The 25129-nt window shown below is 67.6% G+C and carries 24 protein-coding genes; 14 read left to right on the top strand and 10 right to left on the bottom strand.

Annotated features, from left to right (window positions below):
• Window positions 1-9 precede the first annotated feature (9 nt).
• Entirely contained in the window at window positions 10-1560 is a 1551-nt protein-coding gene (locus BLV57_RS41045; protein ID WP_091299762.1) for an MFS transporter, read from the bottom strand.
• A gap of 196 nt (window positions 1561-1756) precedes the next feature.
• On the opposite strand from BLV57_RS41045, the gene BLV57_RS41040 reads away from it, so the two are divergent.
• Complete coding sequence (locus tag BLV57_RS41040) at window positions 1757-2323, top strand: hypothetical protein (protein WP_245757736.1); 567 nt, start codon at window positions 1757-1759, stop codon at window positions 2321-2323.
• A 14-nt stretch (window positions 2324-2337) separates the two neighbouring features.
• Complete coding sequence (locus BLV57_RS41035) at window positions 2338-3363, top strand: helix-turn-helix domain-containing protein (RefSeq protein WP_245757735.1); 1026 nt, start codon at window positions 2338-2340, stop codon at window positions 3361-3363.
• Here BLV57_RS41035 and BLV57_RS41030 read toward each other — a convergent pair.
• A complete protein-coding gene (locus BLV57_RS41030; RefSeq protein WP_091299755.1) occupies window positions 3360-6500 on the bottom strand; it encodes an AfsR/SARP family transcriptional regulator in 3141 nt (1046 codons plus the stop codon). The genes BLV57_RS41035 and BLV57_RS41030 overlap by 4 nt on opposite strands.
• Before the next feature lie 121 nt (window positions 6501-6621).
• On the opposite strand from BLV57_RS41030, the gene BLV57_RS41025 reads away from it, so the two are divergent.
• The 4 genes from BLV57_RS41025 to BLV57_RS41010 are packed head-to-tail and all read left to right on the top strand — an operon-like array spanning window position 6622 to window position 10360.
• The gene (locus tag BLV57_RS41025; protein ID WP_091299753.1) at window positions 6622-7752 is read left to right on the top strand and encodes a DegT/DnrJ/EryC1/StrS family aminotransferase; all 1131 of its coding nucleotides are present in this window, start codon (window positions 6622-6624) and stop codon (window positions 7750-7752) included.
• A gap of 57 nt (window positions 7753-7809) precedes the next feature.
• Window positions 7810-8748, top strand: coding sequence for an NAD-dependent epimerase/dehydratase family protein (locus tag BLV57_RS41020; protein ID WP_091299751.1), 939 nt, complete (start codon window positions 7810-7812; stop codon window positions 8746-8748).
• A complete protein-coding gene (locus BLV57_RS44310; RefSeq protein ID WP_091299749.1) occupies window positions 8745-9173 on the top strand; it encodes an acyltransferase in 429 nt (142 codons plus the stop codon). The genes BLV57_RS41020 and BLV57_RS44310 overlap by 4 nt, the downstream gene beginning before the upstream one ends.
• Window positions 9170-10360, top strand: coding sequence for a glycosyltransferase family 4 protein (locus BLV57_RS41010; RefSeq protein ID WP_091299746.1), 1191 nt, complete (start codon window positions 9170-9172; stop codon window positions 10358-10360). The genes BLV57_RS44310 and BLV57_RS41010 overlap by 4 nt, the downstream gene beginning before the upstream one ends.
• 15 nt (window positions 10361-10375) lie before the next feature.
• Here BLV57_RS41010 and BLV57_RS41005 read toward each other — a convergent pair whose 3' ends face one another.
• From BLV57_RS41005 to BLV57_RS40985, 6 genes are read right to left on the bottom strand one after another with little or no spacing between them, the layout of a single operon-like run.
• Entirely contained in the window at window positions 10376-10867 is a 492-nt protein-coding gene (locus BLV57_RS41005; protein ID WP_091299744.1) for a hypothetical protein, read from the bottom strand.
• Between the two features lie 31 nt (window positions 10868-10898).
• Complete coding sequence (locus tag BLV57_RS43565) at window positions 10899-11036, bottom strand: hypothetical protein (protein WP_176969036.1); 138 nt, start codon at window positions 11034-11036, stop codon at window positions 10899-10901.
• Window positions 11033-11332 (bottom strand): hypothetical protein, encoded by a 300-nt coding sequence (locus tag BLV57_RS41000; protein WP_091299741.1) that lies wholly within the window; start codon window positions 11330-11332, stop codon window positions 11033-11035. The genes BLV57_RS43565 and BLV57_RS41000 overlap by 4 nt, the downstream gene beginning before the upstream one ends.
• Window positions 11333-11355: 23 nt before the next feature.
• Window positions 11356-11925: a hypothetical protein gene (locus BLV57_RS40995; RefSeq protein ID WP_091299738.1), complete on the bottom strand. Its 570-nt coding sequence runs from the start codon at window positions 11923-11925 to the stop codon at window positions 11356-11358.
• Entirely contained in the window at window positions 11922-12485 is a 564-nt protein-coding gene (locus BLV57_RS40990; protein WP_091299737.1) for a hypothetical protein, read from the bottom strand. Before BLV57_RS40990 ends, BLV57_RS40995 begins: the two co-directional genes overlap by 4 nt.
• Window positions 12482-13042 carry a hypothetical protein gene (locus tag BLV57_RS40985; protein WP_091299734.1) on the bottom strand — a complete coding sequence of 187 codons (561 nt, stop codon included), beginning with the start codon at window positions 13040-13042 and terminating at the stop codon, window positions 12482-12484. The genes BLV57_RS40990 and BLV57_RS40985 overlap by 4 nt, the downstream gene beginning before the upstream one ends.
• A 217-nt stretch (window positions 13043-13259) precedes the next feature.
• On the opposite strand from BLV57_RS40985, the gene BLV57_RS40980 reads away from it, so the two are divergent.
• Window positions 13260-16388 carry a Tox-REase-5 domain-containing protein gene (locus BLV57_RS40980; RefSeq protein WP_091299732.1) on the top strand — a complete coding sequence of 1043 codons (3129 nt, stop codon included), beginning with the start codon at window positions 13260-13262 and terminating at the stop codon, window positions 16386-16388.
• Window positions 16389-16458: 70 nt separating this feature from the next.
• Here BLV57_RS40980 and BLV57_RS40975 read toward each other — a convergent pair whose 3' ends face one another.
• A complete protein-coding gene (locus BLV57_RS40975) occupies window positions 16459-17415 on the bottom strand; it encodes a Gfo/Idh/MocA family protein (protein WP_091299729.1) in 957 nt (318 codons plus the stop codon).
• Window positions 17412-18518 carry a DegT/DnrJ/EryC1/StrS family aminotransferase gene (locus BLV57_RS40970; protein ID WP_091299727.1) on the bottom strand — a complete coding sequence of 369 codons (1107 nt, stop codon included), beginning with the start codon at window positions 18516-18518 and terminating at the stop codon, window positions 17412-17414. Before BLV57_RS40970 ends, BLV57_RS40975 begins: the two co-directional genes overlap by 4 nt.
• Before the next feature lie 159 nt (window positions 18519-18677).
• On the opposite strand from BLV57_RS40970, the gene BLV57_RS40965 reads away from it, so the two are divergent.
• From BLV57_RS40965 to BLV57_RS40935, 7 genes are read left to right on the top strand one after another with little or no spacing between them, the layout of a single operon-like run.
• Window positions 18678-19409 carry an acyl-ACP--UDP-N-acetylglucosamine O-acyltransferase family protein gene (locus BLV57_RS40965; protein ID WP_091299724.1) on the top strand — a complete coding sequence of 244 codons (732 nt, stop codon included), beginning with the start codon at window positions 18678-18680 and terminating at the stop codon, window positions 19407-19409.
• Window positions 19410-19418: 9 nt separating this feature from the next.
• The gene (locus BLV57_RS40960) at window positions 19419-19664 is read left to right on the top strand and encodes an acyl carrier protein (protein WP_091299722.1); all 246 of its coding nucleotides are present in this window, start codon (window positions 19419-19421) and stop codon (window positions 19662-19664) included.
• Window positions 19657-20388, top strand: coding sequence for an SDR family NAD(P)-dependent oxidoreductase (locus tag BLV57_RS40955; protein WP_091299720.1), 732 nt, complete (start codon window positions 19657-19659; stop codon window positions 20386-20388). The genes BLV57_RS40960 and BLV57_RS40955 overlap by 8 nt, the downstream gene beginning before the upstream one ends.
• Window positions 20385-21782, top strand: a complete 1398-nt coding sequence (locus BLV57_RS40950) for an AMP-binding protein (protein WP_091299717.1) — start codon at window positions 20385-20387, stop codon at window positions 21780-21782. The genes BLV57_RS40955 and BLV57_RS40950 overlap by 4 nt, the downstream gene beginning before the upstream one ends.
• Window positions 21779-22831, top strand: a complete 1053-nt coding sequence (locus tag BLV57_RS40945) for a LuxE/PaaK family acyltransferase (protein WP_091299715.1) — start codon at window positions 21779-21781, stop codon at window positions 22829-22831. The genes BLV57_RS40950 and BLV57_RS40945 overlap by 4 nt, the downstream gene beginning before the upstream one ends.
• The gene (locus BLV57_RS40940; protein WP_091299712.1) at window positions 22828-24069 is read left to right on the top strand and encodes an acyl-CoA reductase; all 1242 of its coding nucleotides are present in this window, start codon (window positions 22828-22830) and stop codon (window positions 24067-24069) included. Before BLV57_RS40945 ends, BLV57_RS40940 begins: the two co-directional genes overlap by 4 nt.
• An 8-nt stretch (window positions 24070-24077) precedes the next feature.
• Window positions 24078-25043, top strand: coding sequence for a lysylphosphatidylglycerol synthase transmembrane domain-containing protein (locus BLV57_RS40935; RefSeq protein WP_091299709.1), 966 nt, complete (start codon window positions 24078-24080; stop codon window positions 25041-25043).
• The last annotated feature ends 86 nt before the right edge of the window (window positions 25044-25129 follow it).

The following is a 25129-nucleotide window of genomic DNA, read 5'->3' as shown; positions in this document are numbered from 1 at the left end:
TACGCGTGCTCACGCGGTGACCGGCTCCGGGACCGCGTCCTCTTCGGTCTCGATGACCTTGGGGACCCCGCGCATCGTGAACCACACGCTGACCGCGAGCGCCGCCATCAAGCCTGCGCAGGCGTAGAAGGTGATCCCGAGGCTGTCGACATAGGCGTGGCGAGCGGTGTTGACGATCAGCGTGCCCAGGTCACCCGGCAGCTGCGAGGCGGTGGCCACGGCGGCGCCGATGTTCTCCTTGATCGGCTCCACCACGTTCCCGGGCAGGTCGGCCGGCAGCTGCAGGTTCGTCCGGTACATCGCACCGAGCACGCTGCCGAGGATCGCGATGCCCAGCGCGCCGCCGAGCTCGTTGGCGGTCTCGGAGATCGCCGACGCGGCACCGGCCCGCTCCTTCGGGACCACGCCGAGCACGGTGTCCGTGGCGACCGTCAGCATCATCGCGACACCGAAGCCGCACAGCACCACGCACAGCACCAGGTACGGGTAGTTCACGTCGACCTTGGTCTGCGCCAGCAGCACGAAGCTCGTCGACGACAGCACGCAGCCGAGCATCACGGTGGCGCGGCGGCCGAACTTGCTGACGAAGACACCGGCGAGCGTGCCACCGGTCAGCGCGCCCAGCATGCCGGGCAGGCCTGCCAGTCCGGACTTCAGCGGCGACCAGCCGACGACCAGCTGGAAGTACTGCGCCAGCGCCAGCGACAGGGCCAGCTGCACGAACATGGCGACCACGGTGGTGCCGATCGTCGCGCTGAAGGCACGCTGGGCGAACAGCTTCACGTCGATCAGCGGCTCGTCGAGCTTGCCCTGCCGGTGCACGAACAGCACCAGCGAGACGACGCCGACGACCGCGGCCACGATCACGTCGGTGTGCTTGAACCCGCTCGCCGCGATCTCCTTGATCGTGTAGACGACGCCGAGCATCCCCGCGACCGACAGCAGCACGCTGAGCGCGTCCAGCCTGCCGGGGTTCGGGTTACGCGACTCCGGCAGCACGAAGAAGCCTGCGATCAGCAGCACGAGCACGACGGGCACGTTGATCAGGAAGACCGAGCCCCACCAGAAGTGTGCCAGCAGGGTTCCGGCGATGACCGGCCCGAAGCCGATCCCCAGCACGGCCACCCCACTCCACGCCCCGATCGCGCCGGTGCGCTCCTTCGGGTCGGTGAAGACGTTGCGGATGAGCGAGAGCGTCGACGGCATGAGCGTCGCGCCGGCGACCCCGAGCAGCGCACGGGCGCCGATCAGCATCTCGGGCCCGTTGGCGTACGCGGTCAGCACCGAGGCGATGCCGAACACGGCCGAGCCGATGAGCAGAAGCTTCTTGCGGCCGATCCGGTCACCGATGTTGCCCATGGTGATGAGCAGGCCCGCGAGTGCGAAGCCGTACATGTCGGCGATCCAGAGGACCTGGGTGGCGGACGGTTTGAGCGAGCCCGAGATGGCGGGGATGGCCAAGTGCAGCACCGTCATGTCCAGCGCGATGAGCAGCTGGGCGAGGCAGCAGATGACCAGGGTGCCCCACTTGCGGGCGCTGCTGAGCGTTGGATTCGTCATGGTGAGGAGTGTTGCCGGTCACGCTGACCGTCCACGCACCAAATGCTGACAATTGTCTAAGACAACAGTTTAAGATCGTCAGCGAGCCGGTTTGCCGGGTGACTCGGAAGGGTGACATCACTGGATCCGACTGGCCTAGGCCGGTATATTTTCTGGTATGTTTTCATACCCAGCGGCAGATGACGTTCTTCAGGACTTGGGCGACAAGGTCGTGACCGCGTTGGTGGACGCGACCAAGGCGACTCGGTCTGATCTGGCTGAGTACCGCGAGGTCTTTCCAGCGTGGGTCGCGGACAGCAGTGATCGCGGTTTGTCGAACTGGATCCACGACCGACTGTGGGCGCATCTGAGGAGGGCGCTCTCCGATGTCGACTCCGTTGAGCTGGCCGACCAGGGGGTCACGCGTGAGGTAGCCGTAGGTATGCGGTACCGCGCCAGGGTGAAGCGCCACACCATGCGGGATCGTATTCGTTCTTACGCGACCAAGGCCGCGCTGGCTTTCTGGGCGCAGTCGGACACCTTGGAGGGAATGGAGGAAGTTCGGTTGGGGTTCGGCTATCGCTGGGACCCTGAGGAGCGTCAGATCGGCAGTACGATCATCTCGTTGCGCGATGGACTGGATTCCGACGCGATTTGGGCTGTCGAGGTCGACGCGGCGCCCGGCATGGCCGGCACTGCCATAACGTGGACCCCGGTCGACCCGTCGCTACCGCAGATCGACCTGTACGAGGCGGTGGCACAGGACGAAGAGGAAGCTACATGACAGGTATAGGCGACGTGCTGGAAACACTTCGCCGCGCTCGTGGCCTGACTCAGGCTGACCTGTGTGTTCAGGCTGACGTGACACAGGCCGCGTTGTCTCGGTACGAGAACGACCAGCGCATGCCGGACGACGACGTGCTTGAGCGGTTCGCGAAGGCGCTGGGTGTCTCGCGGCGGTTCCTTCTCCGCGACCACGCTGTTCGTGGTGCGCTTGCGGTGGATGCGCACATGAGGCGGCAGCGAACGACCAAGGCGTCGGCGTGGCGGAGGCTGGAAGCGAAGCTCAACACCTACCGGTTGCACCTGTCAGTGCTGTTCGAGGAAGTCTCGATGCGCGCCGAACAGACGGTTCCCACGTTCGATCCCATCGATACGACGCCCAGCCAAGCCGCGTTGATGGTGCGCGCCCAATGGCGCCTGCCGATCGGGCCGGTGCGGCAGGTGACCCGCTGGCTCGAGTCGGCAGGCTGCATCGTCTTGGAAGAGGATTTCGGGACTTCGAGGATCGACGGCCTGTCACAGTGGATCGGGGACCACCCGGTGCTTTTGATCAACAGCGCCGCACCGGTCGATCGCAAGAGGCTGACCTTGGCTCATGAACTCGGCCATTTGGTGCTGCATAACGGAGTCGCGACGGAGGATCCGGAGCGCGAAGCCAACGAATTCGCCGCCGAATTCTTGATGCCCGCTCACGTCATCAAACCTGACCTGCTCCCGGCGACACTGGGCAGGCTGCGCGATCTGAAGCGGGTGTGGGGAGTTTCGATGCAGGCACTCTTCGAGCGCGCTTACACGCTTGAGCGAGTGTCGACAGCCGAACGAACCAGTTTCTACAAGGCCATGAACGCCAGGGGCTGGAAGACTTCTGAGCCCGACAGCGAGCATCTCGCGCCGGAGACGCCGCAGCTCGTCGCTGCGATCGGTGAGGCTCTTCGGGCCAAGGGACTCACCGATCATGAGATCGCGGACCTGGCGGGTTTTGCCGAGGACTGTCCCGACAACCCGTTCAGTCAAGCGACAAGGCGACTTCAGGTCGTCTAGCTCGTGAGACCCGCGATCGTCAGCGCCTTCGTCGTCGGCAGGCCGTGCCCGACCTCGTAAGACCGCTCGAAGTCCTCGACCCCCAGCTGAGCGACCGCCCCGGCACGCACCCGCGCCACATCCGGGTCGCCCGCGATGCTCGCCCCACGCAGGCTGACGGCCGCGCCCAGCAGCAACGCCGCGTGCTCCGCGTTGCCGTCCAGCAGCATCGCGCCCGCCACCGCCTCGACCGCGCTGGCCGCGACCATCCGGTTCCGCCGGGTGTAGGGCGACTCCAGCGCCTTGCGCTCGTGAGCCGTCGCCTCGAGGAAGTTGCCTTCCGCCTCCGCGACGCGGCCCAAAGAGATATAGGTGCGCGAACGCACGTCGTCCGCCGTGAAGCCGCCGGTCGGGCACTCGGCCAGCACCTGCTCGCCGAGCGAGCGGGCCGACGGCAGGTCGCCGGACAGCCGGGCCAGCTCGGCGAGGCCGAGGCGGCCGGCGGCGCGGGTTTCCGGCAGTCCGGTGCGCCGTGCCAGGTCGATGGCCAGGGTGAAGTCGGCTTGGGCGCCGTCGACGTCTTCGAAGCGGGCGCGGACTTCGCCGCGGCGGACGAGGAGCTCGGCCGTGTCGTCGGTGGCGCCGATCTCGCGCAGCAGGTCGAGTGCCTCGTTCATCAGGTTCAGCGCGCGGTCCGAGTCGCCGCGCCAGGCGACGATCTCGGCGAGGTGGTCGAGTGACATCGACATGCCCCAGCGGTCGCCGACCGCGCGGAACTTGACGAGACCTTCCGCGAGGCAGCGCTCGGCCTTGGCGATCTCACCCGCCATCTGGGCGCGCAGGCCGGTGCCCATCGACACCAGCGCGCGGCTCCAGTCGTCGGAGCCGAGGATGAGCTCGATCTCCCACTCGTGGAGCGGGCTGCCCTCCTCCGGCGGGCCGACGACGACGGCCTGCAGCATGGTGAGCATCGGCTGCTTCGGGATCCACGGCGGCTCTTGGCCGTAGGCCTCGACCACCGCGATGTGCTCGCGCAGCGGCTCGTAGTCGTGCATGCCGGTCATCGCGCTGAGCACGCACAGCAGGAATTCCTCGCGCAGGTCCGCTGGCGGCACCGGGCCGACGCGCTTGGCGAGTTCGATGGACAGCATCGCGCCTTCGAACCGCCTGCCGCGCATCCACCAGTACCGGCACAGCGAGCTGACCAGCCGCAACGCGAGATCCGTCTGGGACTCGGTCGACCAGCGGAGCGCGGCGAGGATGTTCTCGTAGTCGGCGTCGAGCCTGCTCAGCCAGATCAGCTGCTCGCCGGTGCGCAAATACGGGTCGGCGGTCTGCGCGAGCTTGAGGAAGTACTCGGCGTGCGCGCCGCGCAGGTCTTCGGCCTCGCCGTGCTCGACGAGTTTCTCCGTGCAGAAGGCGCGGATCGTCTCGAGCATGCGGTAGCGGTCGCCGTTGACCTCGACGAGCGACTTGTCGACCAGGCCGGTGAGCACGTCGACCGTGTCGGGCACGCCGACGATCTCCTCGGCCGCTTCGAGGGTCGCGCCGCCGGAGAACACGGTCAGCCTGCGGGCGAGCTGCTGCTCCTCGGCGTCGAGCAGCTCCCAGCTCCACTCGACGGCCGCGCGCAGCGTCCGGTGGCGGGGCACGGCCGTGCGGCTGCCTCGGGAAAGCAGCTGGAAACGGTCGTCGAGGCGGACCGCGATCTCGCCGAGCGGCAGTGAGCGCACGCGCGCGGCCGCGAGTTCGATCGCGAGCGGCAGGCCGTCGAGTGCCGCGCAGATGCGCTGGACGTCGCCGATCGTTTCGTCGGTGACCGTGAAATCGGCGCGGCCCGCGGACGCGCGGTCGGCGAACAGCCGGACGGCGGGGTAGCCGAGCGCGGCTTCGGCCGGGGTGCCCGGCGGGGAAACGGCCAGCCTGGGCACCGGCGCGATCAGCTCGCCGGTGATGCCGAGCGGTTCACGGCTGGTGGCGAGGATGCGCAGGCCAGGGCAGGTGGCGAGGAGTCTCGCGGCGAGCTGGGCGATGGCGTCGATGACGTGCTCGCAGTTGTCGAACACGAGCAGCATCGAGCGCTCGGCGAGCGCGGCGACCAGGCGTTCCGTCGGTTGATGCGGTGCGTTGCCGCCCTGCGGCGGAATCGCGAACGCGGCCTCGCGCAGGCCCAGCGTCGCGAGCACGGCCTGCGGGACGTCGGCGCCGCTCGCGAGCGGCGCGAGTTCGACGAAACCGACCGAACGCGCCTTGCTCGCGGCCTCGATCGCCAGCCTGGTCTTGCCGGTGCCGCCAGGGCCGGTCAGCGTGACGAGACGGCCGCGCTCCAGCAGTTCGCCGACGCGCCGCAACTCCTCGTCGCGGCCGACGAAACTGGTGAACTGCGCGGGCAGCACGTTTTCGACGGCGGCGGGCGCTTCCGGCTCGCCGCGCAGCACCAGCAGATGCGCCTCGGCGAGTTCGGGACCGGGGTCGGCGCCGAGTTCGTCGGCGAGTGTGCGGCGGGCGTCGTCGTACGCGGCGAGCGCGTCGGCCTGCCGTCCGCTGCCGTGCAAAGCCCGCATGAGCTGGGCGCGCGGCCGTTCGCGCAACGGGTTGGCCGCGACGATCTCCTGCAGCTCGGCGACCAGGTCCCGATGCTGCCCGAGGGTGAGTTCGGCCTCGATCCGGTCCTCGGTCGCGGTCAGCTTCAACTCGGTCAGCCGCGCGATCTGCGGCTCGACGAACGGCGCGTCCGCGATGTCGGCGAACGGCTGCCCCCGCCACAGCGCCAGCGCCTCGCGCAACGTCTCCGCCGCCTTGGCGTGATCGGCCGCCTTGAGCGCCCGGCGGCCTTCCTCGGCGAGCCGCTCGAAGCGGTGCGCGTCGACGTTGTCGCGGTCGGCCGCGAGCCGGTAGCCGGCCGCGCTGAACTCGACCACGTTGCCAGCCGCTTTGAGTGCTTGCCGCAGGCGGGAGACCTGGGACTGCAACGCGTTCGCGACGCCGTCCGGTGGGTACTCCCCATACATGCCGTCGATGAGCCGTTCCGGGGACACGACCCGTCCGGCGTCGAGCACGAGGAGTGCGAGCAGGGTCCGCACCCGTGGCCCGCCGACGGCGATTCGGTCGCCCGACTGGGTGAGTACCTCGGTCGGGCCGAGCACACCGAATCGCATGCCGAGAGTCTAAAGCTCAGCGTAGGAAACGCTCCCGAACCATGGCTGATCAGCGGCCCGCCCCCGGTTGCGCGAGATCGGCTCTATACACTTCGCGGCGTCCCTACGCAACGGGAGAGGTATGTCTGACTCGATCGCCCTAGGCCAGCCGACCGTCGGAGACGAGGAGCTCGCCGCAGTGGCCGAGGTCTTCCGTTCCGGGTGGCTCGCCGGTGCGGGCCCTGCTTGCCGCAAGTTCGAAGAACGCTTCGCGAAGACGGCCGGCGTCGCGCACGCGCTGACCACGAGCAACTGCGGGTCCGCGTTGTTCCTCGGCCTCAAGGTCCTCGGCGTCAAGCCGGGCGACGAGGTCATCGTCGGCGACTACACCTTCCCGGCCACCGGGCACTCCGTGCTCCAGGCAGGCGCGACGCCGGTGTTCGCCGACGTCCGCCCGGACATCTGGAGCGCCGACCCGGCGTCGATCGAAGCGCTGATCACCCCGCGCACGGTCGGCATCCTCGCCGTGGACGTGGCGGGCCAGCCCGGTGACTTCGACGAGTACCGCGCCATCGCCGACAAGCACGGCCTCTGGCTGTTCGAGGACGCCGCCTGCGCCGCGGGCGCGACGTACAAGACGCGCCCGGCCGGCAGCCTCGCCGACCTGGCGGCCTTCTCGTTCCACGGCCGCAAGGGCATCACCGCCGGTGAAGGCGGCGCGCTGGTCTCCGATCGTGGCGACCTCATCGAGCACGCGCGCAAGCTGCACACCTACGGCATCGAGCCCGCGATCACCCGCGAAGGCTCCGGCGAGCTGCCGATCCCGAGCTTCCACGAACTCGGCTACAACTTCCGGCTCTCGGACGTGCAGGCCGCGATCATGAACGTCCAGCTCGACCGCCTGCCGGACCTGCTGGCCGCGCGGCGCTCGGTCGCCAAGCGCTACCACGAGGCGTTCGAGGGACTCGCCGGGTTGACCGTGCCGGTGGAGCTGCCCGACCGCGAGCACCCGTGGCAGGCCTACATCCTCACCGTTGACCCCGCGATCAGCCGCGACGCGCTGGCGTTGCGCATCCGCGAGCAGGGCGTCCAGTGCAACTTCGGCACCTACGCCTCGCACGTCCAGCCGCTGTACGGGAAGAACGAGCACCTGCCCGTCTCGGCCGACATCTTCGGCCGCCACCTGGCGATCCCGATGCACGCCAACCTCACAGATCCCCAGGTCGAACGGGTCGCTGAAACCGTCCGTGAAGCCGTGACCGCACTGTCCTGAACCCGCTCTTTCAAAGGCACCGAGAACAGCGCGAGACCGACTAGGAGAAAGCGCGAAATGTCCGACAAGAAGGTCTTCTTCACCGGTGGTGGCGGTTTCATCGCCGCGCACACCATCCCGCTGCTGATCGAAAACGGCTACACCGTCCGGATCTTCGACAACATGACCCGCGGCGACCGCGCCAGGGTCAACGAGTTCGTCGCCACCGGCAAGGTCGAGCTGGTCGAGAAGGACGTGCGCTACGGCGGCGCGGTGCGTGAGGCCATGCGCGGCTGCTCGCACGTGATCCACTTCGCCACCGTCTCGATCAACAAGTCGATCGCCGACCCGCACGAGTCGATCGACATCAACATGATCGGCAACCACAACGTCTTCGCCGCCGCCGCGGACGAGGGCGTCGAGCGCGTGGTGTTCGCGTCGACCGCTTCGGTCTACGGCGACCCGAAGCGCCTGCCGATGCACGAGGACGACGAGCTGCGCCCGCTCACGCCGTACTGCATCTCGAAGCGCGCCGGCGAGGACATGCTGGGCTTCTACCAGCGCCAGAAGGGCCTGTCCTGGAACGCGCTGCGCTTCTTCAACGTCTATGGCCCCGGCCAGAAGATCGAGGCCTACTACACCTCGGTCATCAACCACTTCATCAAGCGCCTGCGCGCCGGCCAGCCGCCGATCATCGACGGCCGCGGCGACCAGTCGATGGACTTCGTGCACGTCACCGACCTGGCGCACGCCGTCGTCGCGGCGCTGACCTCGGAGCAGGCCAACCTGCCGATCAACATCGGCACCGGCATCGACACCTCGATCGCCGCGCTGGCCAAGATCCTGATCGACGCCGTCGGTGTCGACGTCGAGCCGCAGTTCAACGAGCGTGACGTGCTGGTGTCGCGCCGTGCCGCCGACATCACGCGGGCACGCGAGGTGCTGGGCTGGGAGCCGAAGATCACGGTCGAAGAGGGCATGCGCGAGCTGGTCCGGGAATCGGCCGAAGACAAGTGACCGACGGGTTCCCGCCGAACAAGTACAACGCTCACGCCTGGATCAGCGGCGATCCGGAAATCGGCGAGGGAACCTGGATCGGTGCGTTCACCATCGTGGACGGGTCGGGCGGGCTGAAGATCGGCCGCGGCTGCGACGTGTCCTCCGGGGTGCACATCTACACGCACAGCAGCATGCGCCGGTGCGTGACCGGCCGCGAGTATTCCACTGTGGACCGTGCGCCGGTGACCATCGGGGACAACGTGTTCCTCGGTGCGAACGCGGTGGTGCTGATGGGTGTCACGATCGGCGACCGGGCCGTGGTCGGCGCGGGCGCGGTCGTGGCCAAGGACGTGCCTGCCGGCGCGGTCGTGACAGGAGTGCCTGCCAAGCGGGTCGGCACCGTGCTTCCCGACGGGAGCATCAAGTACGGGGAGCACGAGTGAAGATCGCTGTAGTCAACAACTTCTACCCGCCTCGCGTGGGTGGCAGCGCGCACCTGTCCGAGTCGCTGGCCAAGGGCTACGCGGCGGCAGGGCACGAGGTGCTGGTCATCACGGCGGCGCACGCCGAGGCGCCGTCCGACCACGAGGTCGACGGCGTGCGCATCGTCCGCTTCCCGGCGTTCCGCATGCCGGAGACCCGCCTCGCGGTGAACTTCGACATCGCCTTCACCTCGCGCCCGTCGCTGCCGCGCCGGATGAAGAAGGTGCTCGACGAGTTCAAGCCCGACGTGATCCACCAGCACGGCCAGTTCTTCGACCTCACCTGGGCGAGCGGACTGTGGGCACGCAAGAACAACGTGCCGACCCTGCTGAGTGTCCACACGCGACTGCAGAGCCCGTCTCGCTTGTACCAGGCGGTTTTCAACCTGCTCGACCGGTTCATGGTGGCGCCGTTCATGCGCCGCTACAAGCCGACGTATGTGGTCATGGACGTCCACATGCAGGAGTACATCGAGAAGAAGTACAAGCGCAGCATCACCGGCATGGTCCCGATTCCGGTCGGCGTCGACCCCGAGTGGGTCCGCGGAGGCGACCCGGTTTTGATGCGTGACAAGCACGAGCTCGGCGACGCCCCGATCATCCTGTCGACCGGCCACGTCATCCCGCTGCGCGACCGGCTCGGCCTGGTCGAGGCGCTCCCCGAGGTCCTGCGCGAGGTCCCGGACGCGAAGCTCGTCGTCGTGGGCGGAATCTACTTCGACGCGTTCCTCCACCGCGCCCGCGAGCTCGGCGTCGAGAAGGCCGTCGTGACCACCGGAGCGGTCCCGAAGGCCGACATCCCGCACTACCTCGCGGCGGCCAACGTCGAGTGCCACGAACTCCAGGGCTACGGCTTCGGCACGGCCTCGCTGGAAAGCATGGCGGCGGGCGTCCCGGTCGTGGCGGCGGTGCGCGAGGACAACTTCCTCGACATCAAGCTGGTCGACCGCGGCAACGTCCACCTGGTCGACACCCACGCCCCGGACCAGCTGGCCGAGCGTCTCATCGAGACCATCAAGGACCCGGCCGAGTCCCGCGACATCGCCGAGGCCGCGGTCAAGCTGGTCAACGAGAACTTCGCCATGAGCGCGGTGATCGCCAAGCATATCGAGACCCTGCAAGGCCTCGTGAGTGGTACGGCCGGTTAGAACCGGCAATACCACTCACGACCTCGGGGTGTCGGTGACATAGGGCCGTGCCAGGCCTGCCTGGTTCGGTTTGAGCGGGTGGTAGCCGTACGCGGCGGCGATTTCGTCGGCTGCGTACGGCGGCAGGCCGTTGAGTCCGATCTGGACTTTTGGCCTGCCGTTGAACTCGCGAGCCAGCCAGGCGAGGCGGGTGCGTTCCGGGATGAAGTAGGGCAGCAGCGCTGAAATCGCGAAGAGGCAGGTGGCGACGGTGATCACGACTTGCCCCATCGGCTTGGCTGCTTCGATGAATTTCAGTGCTAGCCCGATAGCCGCCAGCAGCGGCGACAGCCTGAAGACGGTTACCACGATCCGGTGAGCCGGGAACCCCGACTGACGGACCAGCTCGTCGCCTGGCTCCCCGAACAGCCGCATGTGCTCGGTCCGGTGGATCACGACCCCGTGTGCCGAGAGGGCTGCCAGCCGCGCACTATCGTCAGCGGAGACCCACTTTTGCTTGGCCGACATCCTGACCCCCTCGTTCGTGCCGCACCTACGCTCAGGATCTTTTCAAGAAAACGAGGACCGCGTTGAGATTATTGGGTGCGAAACCGGTGTAGCGGTACCCGTAGGTCGCGGCCATCTGCCCGATGAGGAACGGCGAAAGCCAGTGAAGGTCGATCGCGATCTTGATCACCGTCTTGCGCTGAGCAAGTAGACGAAGGCGCCGGTGAACAGGATGACCGCCAACCACGGCAGAGCCGCCATGAGGGTGAACGGCACGAGCGGGGCCGACGAGCGGACCGGGCTGGCTCCGGGCTCGCCGATCAGCAGCCACTGGTCGGTGTCGTCCGTGCATTGCCAGATGACTTCGCGGCCGTAATGGCCCGCCATGGCCTCGACCTGCTCGCGTGGCAGCCCGCTGTCGCGCAGGCTGACCCATACCTGGTCCCCGCTCGTGATCTGCCTGCTCAGCCTCTGCTCGAGTGACATGCGTGGATCACGCACGAAGTCGCTCAGCGGTTGCCTGGGTTGACGCGCTGGAAAACCTGCTCGTTGCCACTTCGGCGCTTGCGTACCGGCCCCCGCGCTTCGTAGCCGTAAGCCGCCGCGACCTGGTGGCGCAGCTCGCGTGACATTTGGTGCAAGGGGAGTACGACGGTGACGGTGTACTTCCCAGTGAACTCACGCGCCAGCAGCTCGGCCTGCGTGGTTCCGAGGGTCCCGCGCAGGATCAGGGTGAGGGCGACCGCGGCGGCGATCCCGAGCGCGATCATCATGGGCAGCTCATCGCGCCTGATCAGGGACGTGACGCACCCGACAACGAGCACCAGATACAACCATCGACGGGCGACCGCGTAAGTGTGGGACGGCCGTGTCCGCGCTGAACGGGCCGGGCGGGTGCCGGGCTCGCCGACGAGGAGCAGGGTGTCCGTGTCGTCCGAGCACTCGCGGATGACCGCCTTGCCAAGCCGCGCGACGATCTCGTCGACGCGTTCGCGTGGCAGCCGTGAGGCACGCAGGCTGACCCAGACCTGGCTGCCGGACAGCCTGGCGATCAACCGCTCTTCCCAGGACGTGCTCATGTCGTCCTCGTCGAGTAAATCAGCGTCGGTCCCATGGGACCGGGCGAGAGGCCGACGTAGTGGTAGCCATAGGTCGCCGCGACATAGCCGATCATCAAGGCGGACACCGGGTAGTGAGCAGGCTTGATCCGAACCCAGGGTGAGCCATTGAACTCACGCGCGAGCATCGCGACCCGCATCGTCCTCGGCAGCAACCGCGGCAAGCTGAAGGAGACCCCGGCCAGCACGAGCCCGGCGACACCGGCCAGGGTCGCGTGCACGTCAAAGTCCTGTGCGAGATTGAAGGTGACACCCAAAAGCGCCAGCCCGGCCAGCAGCCAAGGCACGACCTCCGTGACGGCACGCGGGGTGAACGGGCTCTTCGTGCGCAAAGGCAGCTGGCCGGGCTCGGCGATCAGCAGCAATTGGTCGGTGAAGTCGACGCACTGCCAGACGACTTTCTTGCCGTACTTGGCCGCGATCGTCTTGACCTGCTCGCGGGACAAACCGTAGTCGCGCGGGTTGATCCACGCGCGCTCCTCGCTCGTGATCCGGTTGACCAGCCGCCGTTCCGCGTTCATCGGTCGCGGCCGTAGAGCAAAATCGGCCCGTGGACGAAGCTCGTCATCATGCCGCGGTAGTGGTAGCCGTGGGCTGCGGCGAGCTGGGTGGCGAGGTTCGGTGACAGTCCGTACAGCGATGCCATGATCCGCACGGTCGGCGCGCCGTCGAACTCCCGCGTGAGCGAGGCGACGCGGGCGGACATGGGACGCAGCCGTACGGCGAAGGCGCTGCACATCACGGCGAAGACGGCGGCCGCGGCCGCGTGGAACCCGTACACGGCGTAGCTGAGCTGGGCCATCGTGATGAAAGCGGCTGTCCCGATCGCGACGTACAACACTGGGACGACGTAGCGCAGCACAACCCGTGGTTTGAACCAGCGGCTCTTCCGCGTCGGCAAGTGACCTGGGTCGGCGATCAGCAGTAGCTGGTCGGTGTGGTCGGTGCACTGCCAGACCACTTGCTTGCCGTACTCGGCCACGATCGCGTCGGCCTCGTCACGGGACAGCCCGATGTCACGCAGGCTGACCCACGCCTGGTCGTGCGTGGTGATGCGGTTCGCGAGTCGGTGTCCCATATCGAGAGCACGCGCGACGCTCCGCCTGCGTTGCCTTGGGTCGTGAATGTTCCCTGCTCGCGTGGCAAGCCGCAGTCACGCAGGCTGACCGGCGATGAATCCTCGCTGAACCGCGTCCTGCCACGGTCTTCGTCACGCTGGCCGTGGACGGCCCCGGCCGCTGAGGAGGAGACGGAAATGACGCGAACGCGTGCGATGGCGGCTGGGGTGAACGGCCGTGAAGGACACTAAAGTCGATTTGCGGAGAGCCGTTCTGTATTCGGTTTCCGGCGGTTTTCTCACCGCCGTGTTCGGCGTAGCGGGGGTGGCCCAGGCGCACGCCGATCCTGGCGGTGAAGCGAAAATGGCCAGTGTGCAGGCTGAGCGCCTGAACGCGATAGCCAGGACCCCCAGTGCCAACGCCAACGAGGCGAAAGCGAAGCAGGCAGCGGCGACCGCGGCGACGAAAAAATCCAACGAAATAGAGCACCCGGCCGCGAAGAGAAGTGCTCCGGACCAGAAACAAACCGCGAACAAGAACAACGACAAGCAGTCGCAGGACGGCAAGAAGGCGACCGCGGCCAGGGAGAAGGCGAATAAGGCTGCCGAGGATGCCAAGAAACTCAGCCTCAACGCTCGGGTGGGGGAACAGAAGCAGGCCGACGCGGTCGAGGCAGAGCTCGACGCCAGGAAAAAGGAAAAGGCGGCAGGGGTAAAGAAACCTGTCGCCAAAGACGAAGGCGGAAAGGAAGCCAATTTCCAGCGGGAAGTGGCGGCCGTCGAAGGACGTAAGGAGCAAGAGAAGAAGCACGCGGCGGACGTGCAGGACGTAGCCGCGGCCAGGGCCAAGGCCGACCACGAGGCCGCTGAAGCGAAAAAGCCCAGCCTCAACGGCCGGGTGGGGGAACGGAAGCAGGCCGACGCGGTCGAGGCAGAGCTCGACGCCAGGAACAAGGAAAAGGCGACCGGGATAAAGAAACCTGGTAAGGCCGAGAACCAGGAAAAGGCGGAGGAGGCTGATTTCCGGCAGAATCTCACGGCCGTAGCCGGCCGTGCTGAGCAGGAGAAGCGTTACGCCGCCGCCATGGCAAGGCAGTCAGCGAACGAGGCAGCTGAGGCTGCCCAGTCGCCGAGCCTCAATGTCCGGGTGGCGGAGCGAAAGGGCGTTGACGCGGAAGAGGCCGAGGCGAAGGCTCAAGAGAAGGAGCGGATTCGCGACGAGGGCAAGATTCCGCAGGCGGGGCAGGTCGAATACAGCACCGACAGGCTGGCGGGCCGCTCAGGTGGGGTCACGATCGGCTCCACCGTCGACGTCAGTCGCTGGGCCACGATCACTGACACCAAGACCGGTGAAGGCATTCCGGTCGGTGACGCCGGGGACGGAAAGCTCATCGCCATTTCGGACAAGCCTCTGTCGCCCGAAGTCGCGCGAAAGCTCGAGGACGGCTGGACCGTCGAGCACGGAAAAACCGCGGATGGCAGGATCGTCACCATTTTCCATCCGAAGAGCCAATACCAGACCAACGTCGAGGATCTCGGCAAACAATGGAGTGAAGTCGTCAAGGACGGCACGGTCCAATGGGGCGAGCTTGGCCAGGCCGCGGCGGGGACGGGGGCCATCGCACTCGACACGGCGACCCTCGGTGGAAACACCTACGGCACGGGCAAGCAGTGCCTCGGCGGTGGCGAGAACTGTGGCGGATTCGCCTGGGAGACGGTCAAGGGAGTCGCCACGGTGGTTCCCGTCGGCCGCGTCGCCGGAGCCGTCGGCGGCACGGCTGCGAAGGTGATTGGGCTGGCAGGCAAAGGGGAGTCGGTCGCGTCCAGGCTGCCCGCTGCGGCGGCCAACGCGATCGGCAGGGGCGAGCTTCCAGTCGGCGGGATCATCAGATCCGCCGCGGACGCCACCCCGGCGGCCGCGGCGCTGGCAACGAGGCCGGCTGTGGTGCCCGCCGCTGTCGGGGCATCGGCTCGCGTGGGATCAGGTGAAGCCCGAGGTGCGGTGCAGCTTCTGGAGCGCCCACCCGCCGCTGCCCCGGTGGTGCCCTCGAACATCGGAGTCCCGGGTACGGCGGTGTTGCCGGGGCCCGCGAACGCCGTGCCCGCACTCGCGGGACGCGGGGCTGGAGCAACAGCTGCCGGGCGTGCGGCGACGGGCGGCACCGCGACCCCGGCAGCGCTCGTCAGGCCTGCGACGGCTATGCCGGCGCAGGCAGCGGGAGCCAACGCCGCCATTCCGGCAGCACTTGCCATGGGTGGTTACAGCCTCTTGACCGGTCGCCCCCAGGTGACGACCGAGGAAGGGCCTCCGCCATCGGGAACACCGGTGAATCCACCTGCCGGAACGCCGGTCCCACCGCCGGGCGGGCCTACTTTCCCTGTGCCGCCGATCGTTACGCCGCCGGACCCGCGAGCCGTTCCGAACCCGGGCATCGCGCCGCTCCCGCGCCCGGCACCGAACCCGGACACGCTGCCGGAGCCAGGCCCGGATATCGCGCCGAACCCTAGGCCTGCCGTGGTGCCGAACCCGGGGCCCGCTGTGGTGCCGGGGCCAGGTCCTGCCTGGGTGCCGGACCCGGGGCTGTCACCGCTGGACCAGCCGGAACGCCCAGCAGCACCCGAAAAACCTGCCGAACCCGAGCGGCCGGGCAGGCCGGTGCTCCCGGCCCCGCCCGCCGAGCCGCTGCCCGATTCGGGTGACGACCCGGTCGAGTTTCCCGGCCCCGGTCTGTTCGAGATTCCCGATTTCGGCCGGGCGAAGCCATCGTCACCGCCGAGTGGGCCGAGGCCTGTCGAAAAGCCTGAGTTTGCGAGTTTTCCAAGGGAAGCGTCGCCGCCTCCCGATAAAGCTGTGCCCAACGCGCGAGACAATCCAGGGCCGCCGATTGATGCGAGGGGTGTTCCGCTTGATGTCGGCAACCCGGCGGGCCGATGGACTGTTCCGCCTCGGCGAACTTTCCACAACACGTTCAACGAAGAATACGAGCAGGAAGTCCGAAATAAGATGTATGCGCCTCCTGGTCAGGAGTATTTCGTCGAAAAGGATGGAGAGAGCGCTTACTTCGACTCGCGTTATCTGGATATGCGATCAGGTCGAACTTTTGAAGTCCTTGTTGACGCTAAGGGAAGGTACTCGCAGTTCTTCGATACCAAAACAGGTGATTGGAAGCCCTTCTTCAAAAAGTTCGAGAAGAAGGGTGTGGACGCGATACTGAAGGAAGCCAGGCGTCAAGTGCGGGTGGCGGACGGCAGGCCGGTCGAATGGTGGTCTGCTCAGCGGAACATTGCCGCCTTGTTGAGGCACACCTTCGGTATGGATCCCGAACTTCGCGGCAAGATCAGTGTCCGATTCGAGCCGAAGAGGTAGATGCTACCGGGGGTCGTGAGTGTTGCCGACGGTTCTAACCGTCGGCAACACTCACGAGCCCGTCAAAGCGTCAGGCGGCGGCCTGGGTCAGAACCTGCGCCACCACGCGGTGCGAAGGCAGGATCGAGTCGCGCTCGGCGTTGATGTCGACCTTGCCCTCGATCAGGTCGACGAACCGGTCCAGCTGGGTCGCCAGCGGCTCGCGGGCGGTGACCAGCTCCGGGATCTCCATGACCGTCTGCTGGCGGTAGCCGAGGCCGTCCGGGGTGACCGAGTCGTGCGAAACGTGGCGGTAGATCGTCACGTCACGACGGAGCAGGTCGATCTCGATGAGCCGGTCCAGCTCCGAGATGATCAGCGAACGCTCCTTGCGCTGACCCAGGCGCGAGGCCGAAACCGTCGCCAGGCCGGTCGGGAACGTCAGGATCGTCTCGATCGTGTCCTCGGCGGTCGGGACCGACGACGGGTGGAAGAAGCCAGCGCCCGAAGCGACACGCGAAGGCGTCGCGCCGCCGAAGAACTGGACGGCGACGTCGACGTCGTGGACCAGAAGGTCCCACGCCACACCGGTCTTGATGCGCGGGGCGTACGGGCCGTGGCGGCGGGCCATCAGGTGGACGGGCTCGTGCACCAGCGCGCGGGCCGTCATGACCGCGGGGTTGTAGCGCTCCAGGAGGCCGCACATGAGCGGGATCTCCTTCTTCGCCGACAAGGACACGATCTCTTCGGACAGCTCGAGGCTGTTGCAGACCGGCTTCTCGACGAGCAAAGCCTTGCCCTGGCCCAGAACTTCCTGCGCCAGCTCGTGGTGGACCTCGGTGGCCGACGCCAGCACCACAGCGTCCACATCGGACAGTGAGCCGATCTCGGGCGTCCACTTGGTGTCGAAGCGCTCGGCGCAGGCCTTGCCCGCTTCCTCACGCGGGTCGATCACGCGAACGAGGTCGACGCGCTCGTTCTGGGAAAGCACACGGGCGTGGAGCGAGCCCATGTTGCCGGTGCCGATGAGAGCGATGCGGTGCGTCATGCGCCAAGTACCTCGCGAACGGTTTCGATGATCTTGTCGAGATCGGACTCGGTGAGCTTGGGGTGCACGGGCAGCGAAAGTGCCTGCGACGCAACGGAAGCGGCGACCGGGAAGTCGGCGACCGAGGCGCCCGGAATCAAAGGATGACCGGCGTAGCACTCGTAGTCGAACACGATCTTCGGGTAGTAGATCCCGTTGCCGATGCCCGCTTCGGTCAGCGCGGCGGCGAACTCGTCACGCGAAAGCATCGCGTGCGGTCCGACGAGGACCGTGTACTGGTGCCAGACGTGCTCGCGGCCCGGAAGCAGGGCGGGAACGTCGAGGCCGGGTGTACCTGCGAGGCCTTCGGAAAGGCGCTTCGCGTTGGCCTGGCGGGCCGCGGTGAGCTGGTCGAGCTTCTCCAGCTGCGGGATGCCGACGGCCGCGTGCAGGTCGGTCATCCGGTAGTTGTGACCGGCCATTTCGTACTGGTACCTGGCGCGCATGCCCTGGTTGCGCGAGACGCGCAGCTTGTCGGCCAGCGCGTCGTCATCGGTGGTGATGACGCCACCCTCGGCGGTGGTGATGTTCTTGGTCGCGTAGAGCGAGAAGCAGCCGATGCCGAACGAACCGGCGGGCTTGCCGTCGAACGAGGCGCCGACGGCCTGCGCCGAGTCCTCGATGATGTGCAGGCCGTGCTCGGCGGCCAGCGGCGCGAGCTTGCCCATGTCCGCGGTCTGCCCGTACAGGTGCACCGGCATGAGGACCTTGGTGCGCGGGGTGATCGCGGCGGCCACGGCGTCCGGGTCGATCGCGAAGTCGTCGCGCCTGATGTCGGCGAACCGGACGGTCGCACCCGCCTCCAGGATCGCGTTCAAGGTCGCGACGAAGGTGAACGGCGAGGTGATGACCTCGTCGCCGGGCTGCAGGTCCAGTGCCTGGATGGACGCCACCAGCGCGGTGGTGCCGTTGTTCACGGCGATGGCGTGCTTCGTGCCCGAGACGCTGGCGAAAGCGTCTTCGAAGCGCTTGACCATCGGTCCCTGTGCGATGGCGCCGGATCGCAGCACCTCGACCACAAGGTCCTCCGCGTCGCGGACATCTACCACGGTGATGGGGATCATCAGCAACTCTCTCGACTGGCGGTTTCGGTGCGTCCGGTACAGTGAACCGCCGGTTCTGCGCCCGGCTAAGTCCCTTCAACGCGGGCCACACGTTACCGGGCGCACGAGCACGCCCCCGACCCCAGGTTGTTAACTCAGCCGCCAACGAACGGACCCCACGTGGCAAACCGCATCCACCCGACCGCTGTCATCGGCGCTGGTGTCGAGCTCGGCGACGACAACGTCATCGGCCCGTACACGGTGATCGCAGGTCCGGCGCGCATCGGTGACGGGAACTGGATCGGCCCCCACGTGACCATCGGCACGCCAGGTGAGGACCGTACCCGCGAGCACCCCGCCGCGTGGGACGCCGCGCCGACAGGTGACCCGGATCACGATGGGCACGGCGTCGTCATCGGCAGCCGCAACAAGATCCGTGAATACGTGAGCGTCCACCAGGGCACCTGGCGCACGACGACCATCGGCAGCGACAGCTATTACCTGCGTGGCAGCCACATCGCGCACGATTGCGTCGTCGAAGACGGCTGCACCATCGCGTCGAACGTGATCACCGGCGGTCACTGCCACATCTGGTCCGGCGCGAACCTCGGCATGAGCACCGTGCTGCACCAGCGCGTCACCGTCGGCCCCGGCGCGATGGTCGGGATGAGCTCCGCGGTCCGCAAGGAAGTGGGCGCGTTCACCATCGCCGTCGGCAACCCGGCCCGCACCACGGGCGTCAATGTGGTGGGCCTGTCCCGCCGCGGCCTGGACGAGGCCACGATCGAGGCACTCGGGCCGTGGCTCAAGGGCAAGGCCGAGCTGCCGGGGGACGGGCTGGTCGACCGGCTGCCCGCCGACCTCTCTACCTTGATTAAGGCGTGGGACGCTCGCCCGCGCGACGAGCACTAGGAGTCATCTGTGTCTGAAGTCGCTGCCAAGCTGCGCGAGGTCTTCGTCGAGTCGCTCGAACTCGACGACGACGTGAACGTCGAGACCCTGAAGTACCGCGACATCGACGCGTGGGACTCGGTCGGCCACATGGCGCTGGTCGCCGCGATCGAGGACGAGTTCGATGTGCAGTTCGACACCGACCAGGTGATCGACATGTCCAGCTTCAAGGTCGCCGTCGACATGGTGACCCAGCTCCAGGCAGCCAATGCCTGATCTGGACGGCAAGGTCGCGCTCGTCACCGGCGGCACGCGGGGCATCGGTCTGGCGACCGCCCGCGCGCTGGCCGAGGCGGGCGCCACCGTCGTGCTGACCGGCCGTGACGAGGCGAAGGCCAAGGAAGCGGCTCAGGCGGCCGGTGCCGCGGGCGGCCTCGCCTTGGACGTCACCGACGCCAAGGCCGTCGCCGCGCTGGTCCGCGGGGTCGCCAAGGAGCACGGCAAGCTCGACATCGTGGTCGCCAACGCCGGGATCATGGAAGACGCGCTGCTTGGCATGATCCGCGAAGAGCTGGTCGACACCACGCTGAGCACCAACGTCGCGGGCACGATCCACACCGTGCAGGCCGCGGCGCGCGCCATGATGCGCAAGAAGACCGGCGCCATCGTGGTGCTCGCCTCGATCGTCGGCGAGTACGGCAGCGCCGGGCAGACCGTCTACGCGGCTTCGAAGGCCGCTGTGGCGAACATCGCACGCTCCGCGGCGAAGGAACTCGGCCGCTCGGGCATCCGCGTCAACGCGGTCGCGCCCGGCGTCATCGAGACCGAGCTGACCGCCGGGCTCAGCGAAGACGCGCGCGCGTCCAACATCGGGAGCACCCCGTTGGGCCGTCTCGGCACGCCCGAGGACGTGGCCAACGCGATCAAGTTCCTGGTCAGCGACGACGCGGCGTTCATCACCGGGCAGGTGCTCGGTATCGACGGAGGCTTGGTTCTGTGAGTTTGGTCGGTGCGGGCGCACGGCTCATCGATGTCTCCAGTGGACGGACGCTGACCGGTGACGAGCTCGTCACCGCGATCACCGCGCAGGCCACCGCGCTCGGCGAGCTGCCGAGCGGCGTGCTGTTCGCGCGCACGGCCGTCGACCTCGACAGCGTGCTGCGGTACCTCGGCGCGTTCGAGTCCGGCCGCGCGATCGCGCTGATCGACCCGGCGCTCGACGCCGACGTCCTCATCGGACTGATCGCGCGGTTCAACCCGGCCGCGGTGCTCGCCGCGCCGGACGCCGAACCGCCCGCCGGGTACACCGCGCGTGACGGGCACTGGGTCCGCGACGCGAAGATCGGCATCCACCCGCATCCCGACCTCGCGGTGCTGCTGCCGACCAGCGGCTCGACCGGGAATCCCAAGCTCGTCAAGCTTTCCCGCGACGCGGTGCTGTCCAACGCCACCGCCATCGCCGAGGTGCTCGGCATCGACGCCGACGAGGTCGCGCCGACCAGCCTCCCGCTGCACTACAGCTACGGGCTTTCGGTGCTGAACTCGCACCTGATCCAGGGCGCGACCGTGGTGATCGAGCCGTCCGGGGTGCTCGGCCGCGGTTTCTGGGACGCGGTCGTCGAGCACAAGGCGACCTCGCTCGCGGGTGTCCCGTATCACTACGAGATGTTGCGGCGGCTCAAGTTCGACCCCGAGAAGTACCCGAGCCTGCGCACGCTGACCCAGGCGGGCGGCAAGCTCCGCACCGAGCTGGTCACCGAGTTCAACGACAAGATCCGCGCCGCGGGCGGGCAGATGTTCGTGATGTACGGCCAGACCGAGGCCGCGCCGCGGATGACCACCGTGCCGGCCGACCGGCTCGCCGAAAAGCTGGGCTCCGCCGGTCCGGCGCTGCCCGGCGGCAAGTTCGCCATCCGGCGCGACGACGGTTCCGAGACCACGCACCCGAAGATCTCCGGCGAGGTCGTCTACCGCGGTCCCAACGTGATGATGGGCTACGCGGAGAGCGAGTCCGAGCTGGCCGCCGCCGACCAGATGGGCGGTGTGCTCGCCACCGGCGACCTCGGCTACCTCGACGAAGAAGGCTTCCTGTTCATCACCGGGCGGCTCAAGCGGATCGGCAAGGTCTTCGGCAACCGGGTCAGCCTGGATGATCTCGAGGGCGCCGTGCGTTCAGCAGCGGTAGGGATCGACGTCGTCGCGGCCGTGCCCGCCGGCGACAAGGTCGTGTTGTTCGCCGAAGGTGCGGACAAGGCGATCTGCAAGGACGCCGCCAAAGCGCTGTCCGAGCGGCTGCACCTGCACACCAGCGGGTTCGACGTCAGGCCCATCGACACCGTGCCGCTGCTCGCCAGCGGCAAGATCGACTACCGGTCGCTGGAGGCCCGAGTATGAGCATGTTCAGCCTTTCTCAGGCGGAACGCGAGGCGCAGCTGCTGCCGCAGCTCGCGGACCTCACCGCGCACCACCGCGAGAATTCCGTCGGCTACGACCGGATCCTGGCCTCGCTCGGCGTCGAGCGGGACGCGAAGTTCGAGTCCATCGCCGACCTGCCGTGGCTGCCGGTGCGGATGTTCAAGACGCACGACCTCAAGAGCGTGCCGGACTCCGAGGTCTTCAAGACGCTGACCTCGTCCGGCACCACCGGGGCCGGCGCGTCGCGGATCTACCTGGACAAGGCCGCGGCGGGCGCGCAGACCAAGCAGCTCGGCGCGACGCTGCAGGAGGTGCTCGGCAACGAGCGCCTGCCGATGCTGATGGTCGACACGATCGGCATCATCAAGAACCGCCGCTCGTTCTCCGCGCGCGGCGCCGGCGTGCTGGGCATGGCGAACTTCGGCCGCAAGCACGTCTACGTACTCGACGAGAACGACCAGCCGGACGTCGAAGCGGTCAAGCAATTCCTTGCCACCTATGGCGACAAGCCGTTCTTGATCTTCGGCTTCACGTTCATGGTCTGGCAGTACCTGTACGAGGTCGCGCGTGAGCACAAGCTCGATCTTTCGAATGGGATCCTGATTCACTCCGGCGGCTGGAAGAAGCTGATCGACCGCGCGGTCGACAACACCGAATTCCGCCGTCGTTTCAAGGAAGACACCGGACTGCACCAGATTCACAATTACTACGGGATGATCGAGCAGATCGGCACCGTGTTCCTGGAAGGCCCGTCCGGCAATTCCTTGTACTGCCCCGATTTCGCGGATGTCGTGATCCGCAACCCGGACACCTGGGAAGAGCAGCCCGTCGGCGAGCCCGGCGTGATCGAGGTCGTCAGCACGCTGCCGCACTCGTACCCCGGCCACGTGCTCCTGACCGAGGATTTGGGCGTGTACAACGGAATCGATGACGGAGACTGGCCGGGCAAGCACTTCTCGGTGCTGGGCCGCCTGCCCAAGGCCGAGGCCCGTGGCTGCTCCGACACCTTCTCCGGAGCCGCGGCATGAGCCTGACGCAACGTTTCCCCGAAGGCCCCGCCGTCGACGTCGACGCGCTGGTCGACGAGCTGCGTGCCGAGCCGGAAGGCGGCCGTCTCAAGGTCGGCGACCCGCGTGTCGTCGAGTTCCTGACGAAGTTCGCTCGCAAGCTGCTCGCGCCCGCGACCGCTCGCCGGTTCCCTGAGCTGGCCTCGCTGGGTTTCTTCCTGCGTAAGGGAGAAATCGCCAAGGCACTGTCCAAGTTGGACATAGACGACGGCTCGTACCGGTTCCCGCGCGGGCTGGTGTTCCACGTGCCGCCCGCCAACGTCGACACGATCTTCGTCTACTCGTGGGCGCTGTCGGCGCTGGCCGGTAACCACAACGTCGTGCGTGTTTCGTCGCGTTCCGCCGGCGCGGCCGAGACCGTGCTCGAGGCGCTGAACGCCGCGCTGTCCGATGTGGACCCGGCGACCGCGAAGGCGATCACCGCGACCCAGCGCATGGTCACCTACGACCGCAGCGACGCGATCAGCGGCGCCCTGTCCAAGGCCGCTGACCTGCGCGTCATCTGGGGCGGCGACGCCTCGGTCAACGCGCTGCGCAAGTACCCGCTGGCCGCGCACGCCCGTGACCTGACCTTCCCGGACCGGTCGTCGTTCGCGATCGCGTCGGTCCAGGGCTGGCAGAACGCCTCCGAGGCGGAGCGCATGGCCGCGGCCGAGGGCTTCTACAACGACTCGTACTGGTTCGACCAGGCCGCCTGCTCGTCGCCGCGCGCGATCTTCTGGGTCGGCGACGCCGACGCCGCCGACCGGGCCGGCGAGGAGTTCCGGCACCTGCTGGCGGGCGTGCTCGCGACGAAACAGCACGTCACCGAGCCCGCGATGGCCGTCCAGAAGCGGGTCTCGGCCTACGGCGCGGCCGTCGACGGCGTGGTCACCAAGATCTCGTTCGACGGCAACGACCTCGCGACACTCGAACTCACCGAAGCCGCCGCGCTCCCGCGTGAATGGCTCGGCGCGGGCACGTTCGGCCATGCGAGCGTAAAAACGCTCGCTGACCTGGTGCCCATTGTCGTCCGCAAAGATCAAACCGTCGGTCAATTCGGCTTCAGTCAGTCCGAATTGGTCGAATTCGCGTCCGCGCTCGCCGGTCGCGGCGTGGACCGAATAGTGCCGTTCGGATCGGCCCTGACGTTCTCCGCGATTTGGGACGGTTACGATCTGCTGGCTGAATTCAGCCGCCTAGTGACCGTCCAGGCGTAAGGAGACGAATGACGACGCTCGAAACGCCGGAGTGGGATGCCCCGGTCGCCGTCAAGGCGCCGAAAACCACCAAGGCGAAGATCATCGACGTCGTCAGATGGCTCGCCATCGTCGCCGTGGTCGCCTTCGCGGCCAAGTCGCTCGCCTCGAACTGGGACGAGTTCTGGCGCACGCTGAAGGACATCGCCTGGCAGTCGTCGGCGCTCAGCCTGTTCGCGCTGATCGCCAGCATGGCGGCGGCGACGTACGCCTGGCAGATCATGGTCGACGACCTCGGCAAGCCGATCGGCTACCGCCGCGGCGCGCAGATCTTCCTGGTCGGCCAGCTCGGCAAGTACGTGCCGGGCTCGGTGTGGGCGTACCTGCTGCAGATGGAGCTCGGCCGCAAGGCGGGCCTGGCCAGGGCGCGCATCTTCACCGGCTCGCTGATCCAGTTCGGCGTCGGCATCGTCGCCGCGCTGGTGCTCTCGATCCTCGCCATGCCCGCGGTGTTCAGCAACAGCCCCAACGCGCTGTGGCTGTTCATCCTGCTGCCCGCCGGGCTCGCCGCGCTGCACCCCAAGGTGCTGACCTGGGGCACCTCGCTGGTGCTCAAGATCCTGCGGCGCCCGCCGCTCGATCACCAGCTCAGCTACCAGACGATCGGCAAGGTCTTCGGATTCTCGGTGCTCGCGTACGCCTTCCAGGGTGTGCACCTGTGGCTGCTGGCCAACTCGGTCGGCGCGCCGGGCTTCACCGGACTGGTGATGTGCGTGGGCGCGATGGCGATCGCGATGACCTCGGGCACCTTCGCGTTCATCCTGCCCAGCGGCGCAGGCGTGCGCGAGGTGGTGATGGTCGCCGTGCTGACCGCCAGCGGGCTGTCCGTCGGCCAGGCGACGGCGTTCGCCGTGGCCTCGCGGGTGATGTTCACCGTCGCCGACCTGCTCACGGCAGGCGGAGCGGCGATCGCGGCGCGCTTACGGACGGCTTAACCCGCCTCGGCGATTGATCACTCAGATGGCCTAGATCCAGTGATCCATTCCCCGAATGGAAACACGCACAGCACTTGCTCGATACT

Source organism: Amycolatopsis xylanica, assembly GCF_900107045.1.
Taxonomy (GTDB): Bacteria; Actinomycetota; Actinomycetes; order Mycobacteriales; family Pseudonocardiaceae; genus Amycolatopsis; species Amycolatopsis xylanica.
This window is presented reverse-complemented; position numbering and strand designations above follow the sequence as displayed.

What these genes read in the sequence shown, in the direction of transcription:
- BLV57_RS40955 (WP_091299720.1), top strand. Translation starts at nt 19,657, where the DNA reads ATGCCTGATCTGGACGGCAAGGTCGCGCTCGTCACCGGCGGCACGCGG.
- BLV57_RS41000 (WP_091299741.1), bottom strand. Translation starts at nt 11,332, where the DNA reads ATGTCACTCGAGCAGAGGCTGAGCAGGCAGATCACGAGCGGGGACCAG.
- BLV57_RS40985 (WP_091299734.1), bottom strand. Translation starts at nt 13,042, where the DNA reads ATGGGACACCGACTCGCGAACCGCATCACCACGCACGACCAGGCGTGG.
- BLV57_RS40990 (WP_091299737.1), bottom strand. Translation starts at nt 12,485, where the DNA reads ATGAACGCGGAACGGCGGCTGGTCAACCGGATCACGAGCGAGGAGCGC.
- BLV57_RS40975 (WP_091299729.1), bottom strand. Translation starts at nt 17,415, where the DNA reads ATGACGCACCGCATCGCTCTCATCGGCACCGGCAACATGGGCTCGCTC.
- BLV57_RS40940 (WP_091299712.1), top strand. Translation starts at nt 22,828, where the DNA reads ATGAGCCTGACGCAACGTTTCCCCGAAGGCCCCGCCGTCGACGTCGAC.
- BLV57_RS40970 (WP_091299727.1), bottom strand. Translation starts at nt 18,518, where the DNA reads ATGATCCCCATCACCGTGGTAGATGTCCGCGACGCGGAGGACCTTGTG.
- BLV57_RS41025 (WP_091299753.1), top strand. Translation starts at nt 6,622, where the DNA reads ATGTCTGACTCGATCGCCCTAGGCCAGCCGACCGTCGGAGACGAGGAG.
- BLV57_RS40945 (WP_091299715.1), top strand. Translation starts at nt 21,779, where the DNA reads ATGAGCATGTTCAGCCTTTCTCAGGCGGAACGCGAGGCGCAGCTGCTG.
- BLV57_RS40995 (WP_091299738.1), bottom strand. Translation starts at nt 11,925, where the DNA reads ATGAGCACGTCCTGGGAAGAGCGGTTGATCGCCAGGCTGTCCGGCAGC.
- BLV57_RS40935 (WP_091299709.1), top strand. Translation starts at nt 24,078, where the DNA reads ATGACGACGCTCGAAACGCCGGAGTGGGATGCCCCGGTCGCCGTCAAG.
- BLV57_RS41005 (WP_091299744.1), bottom strand. Translation starts at nt 10,867, where the DNA reads ATGTCGGCCAAGCAAAAGTGGGTCTCCGCTGACGATAGTGCGCGGCTG.
- BLV57_RS41020 (WP_091299751.1), top strand. Translation starts at nt 7,810, where the DNA reads ATGTCCGACAAGAAGGTCTTCTTCACCGGTGGTGGCGGTTTCATCGCC.
- BLV57_RS41045 (WP_091299762.1), bottom strand. Translation starts at nt 1,560, where the DNA reads ATGACGAATCCAACGCTCAGCAGCGCCCGCAAGTGGGGCACCCTGGTC.
- BLV57_RS41030 (WP_091299755.1), bottom strand. Translation starts at nt 6,500, where the DNA reads ATGCGATTCGGTGTGCTCGGCCCGACCGAGGTACTCACCCAGTCGGGC.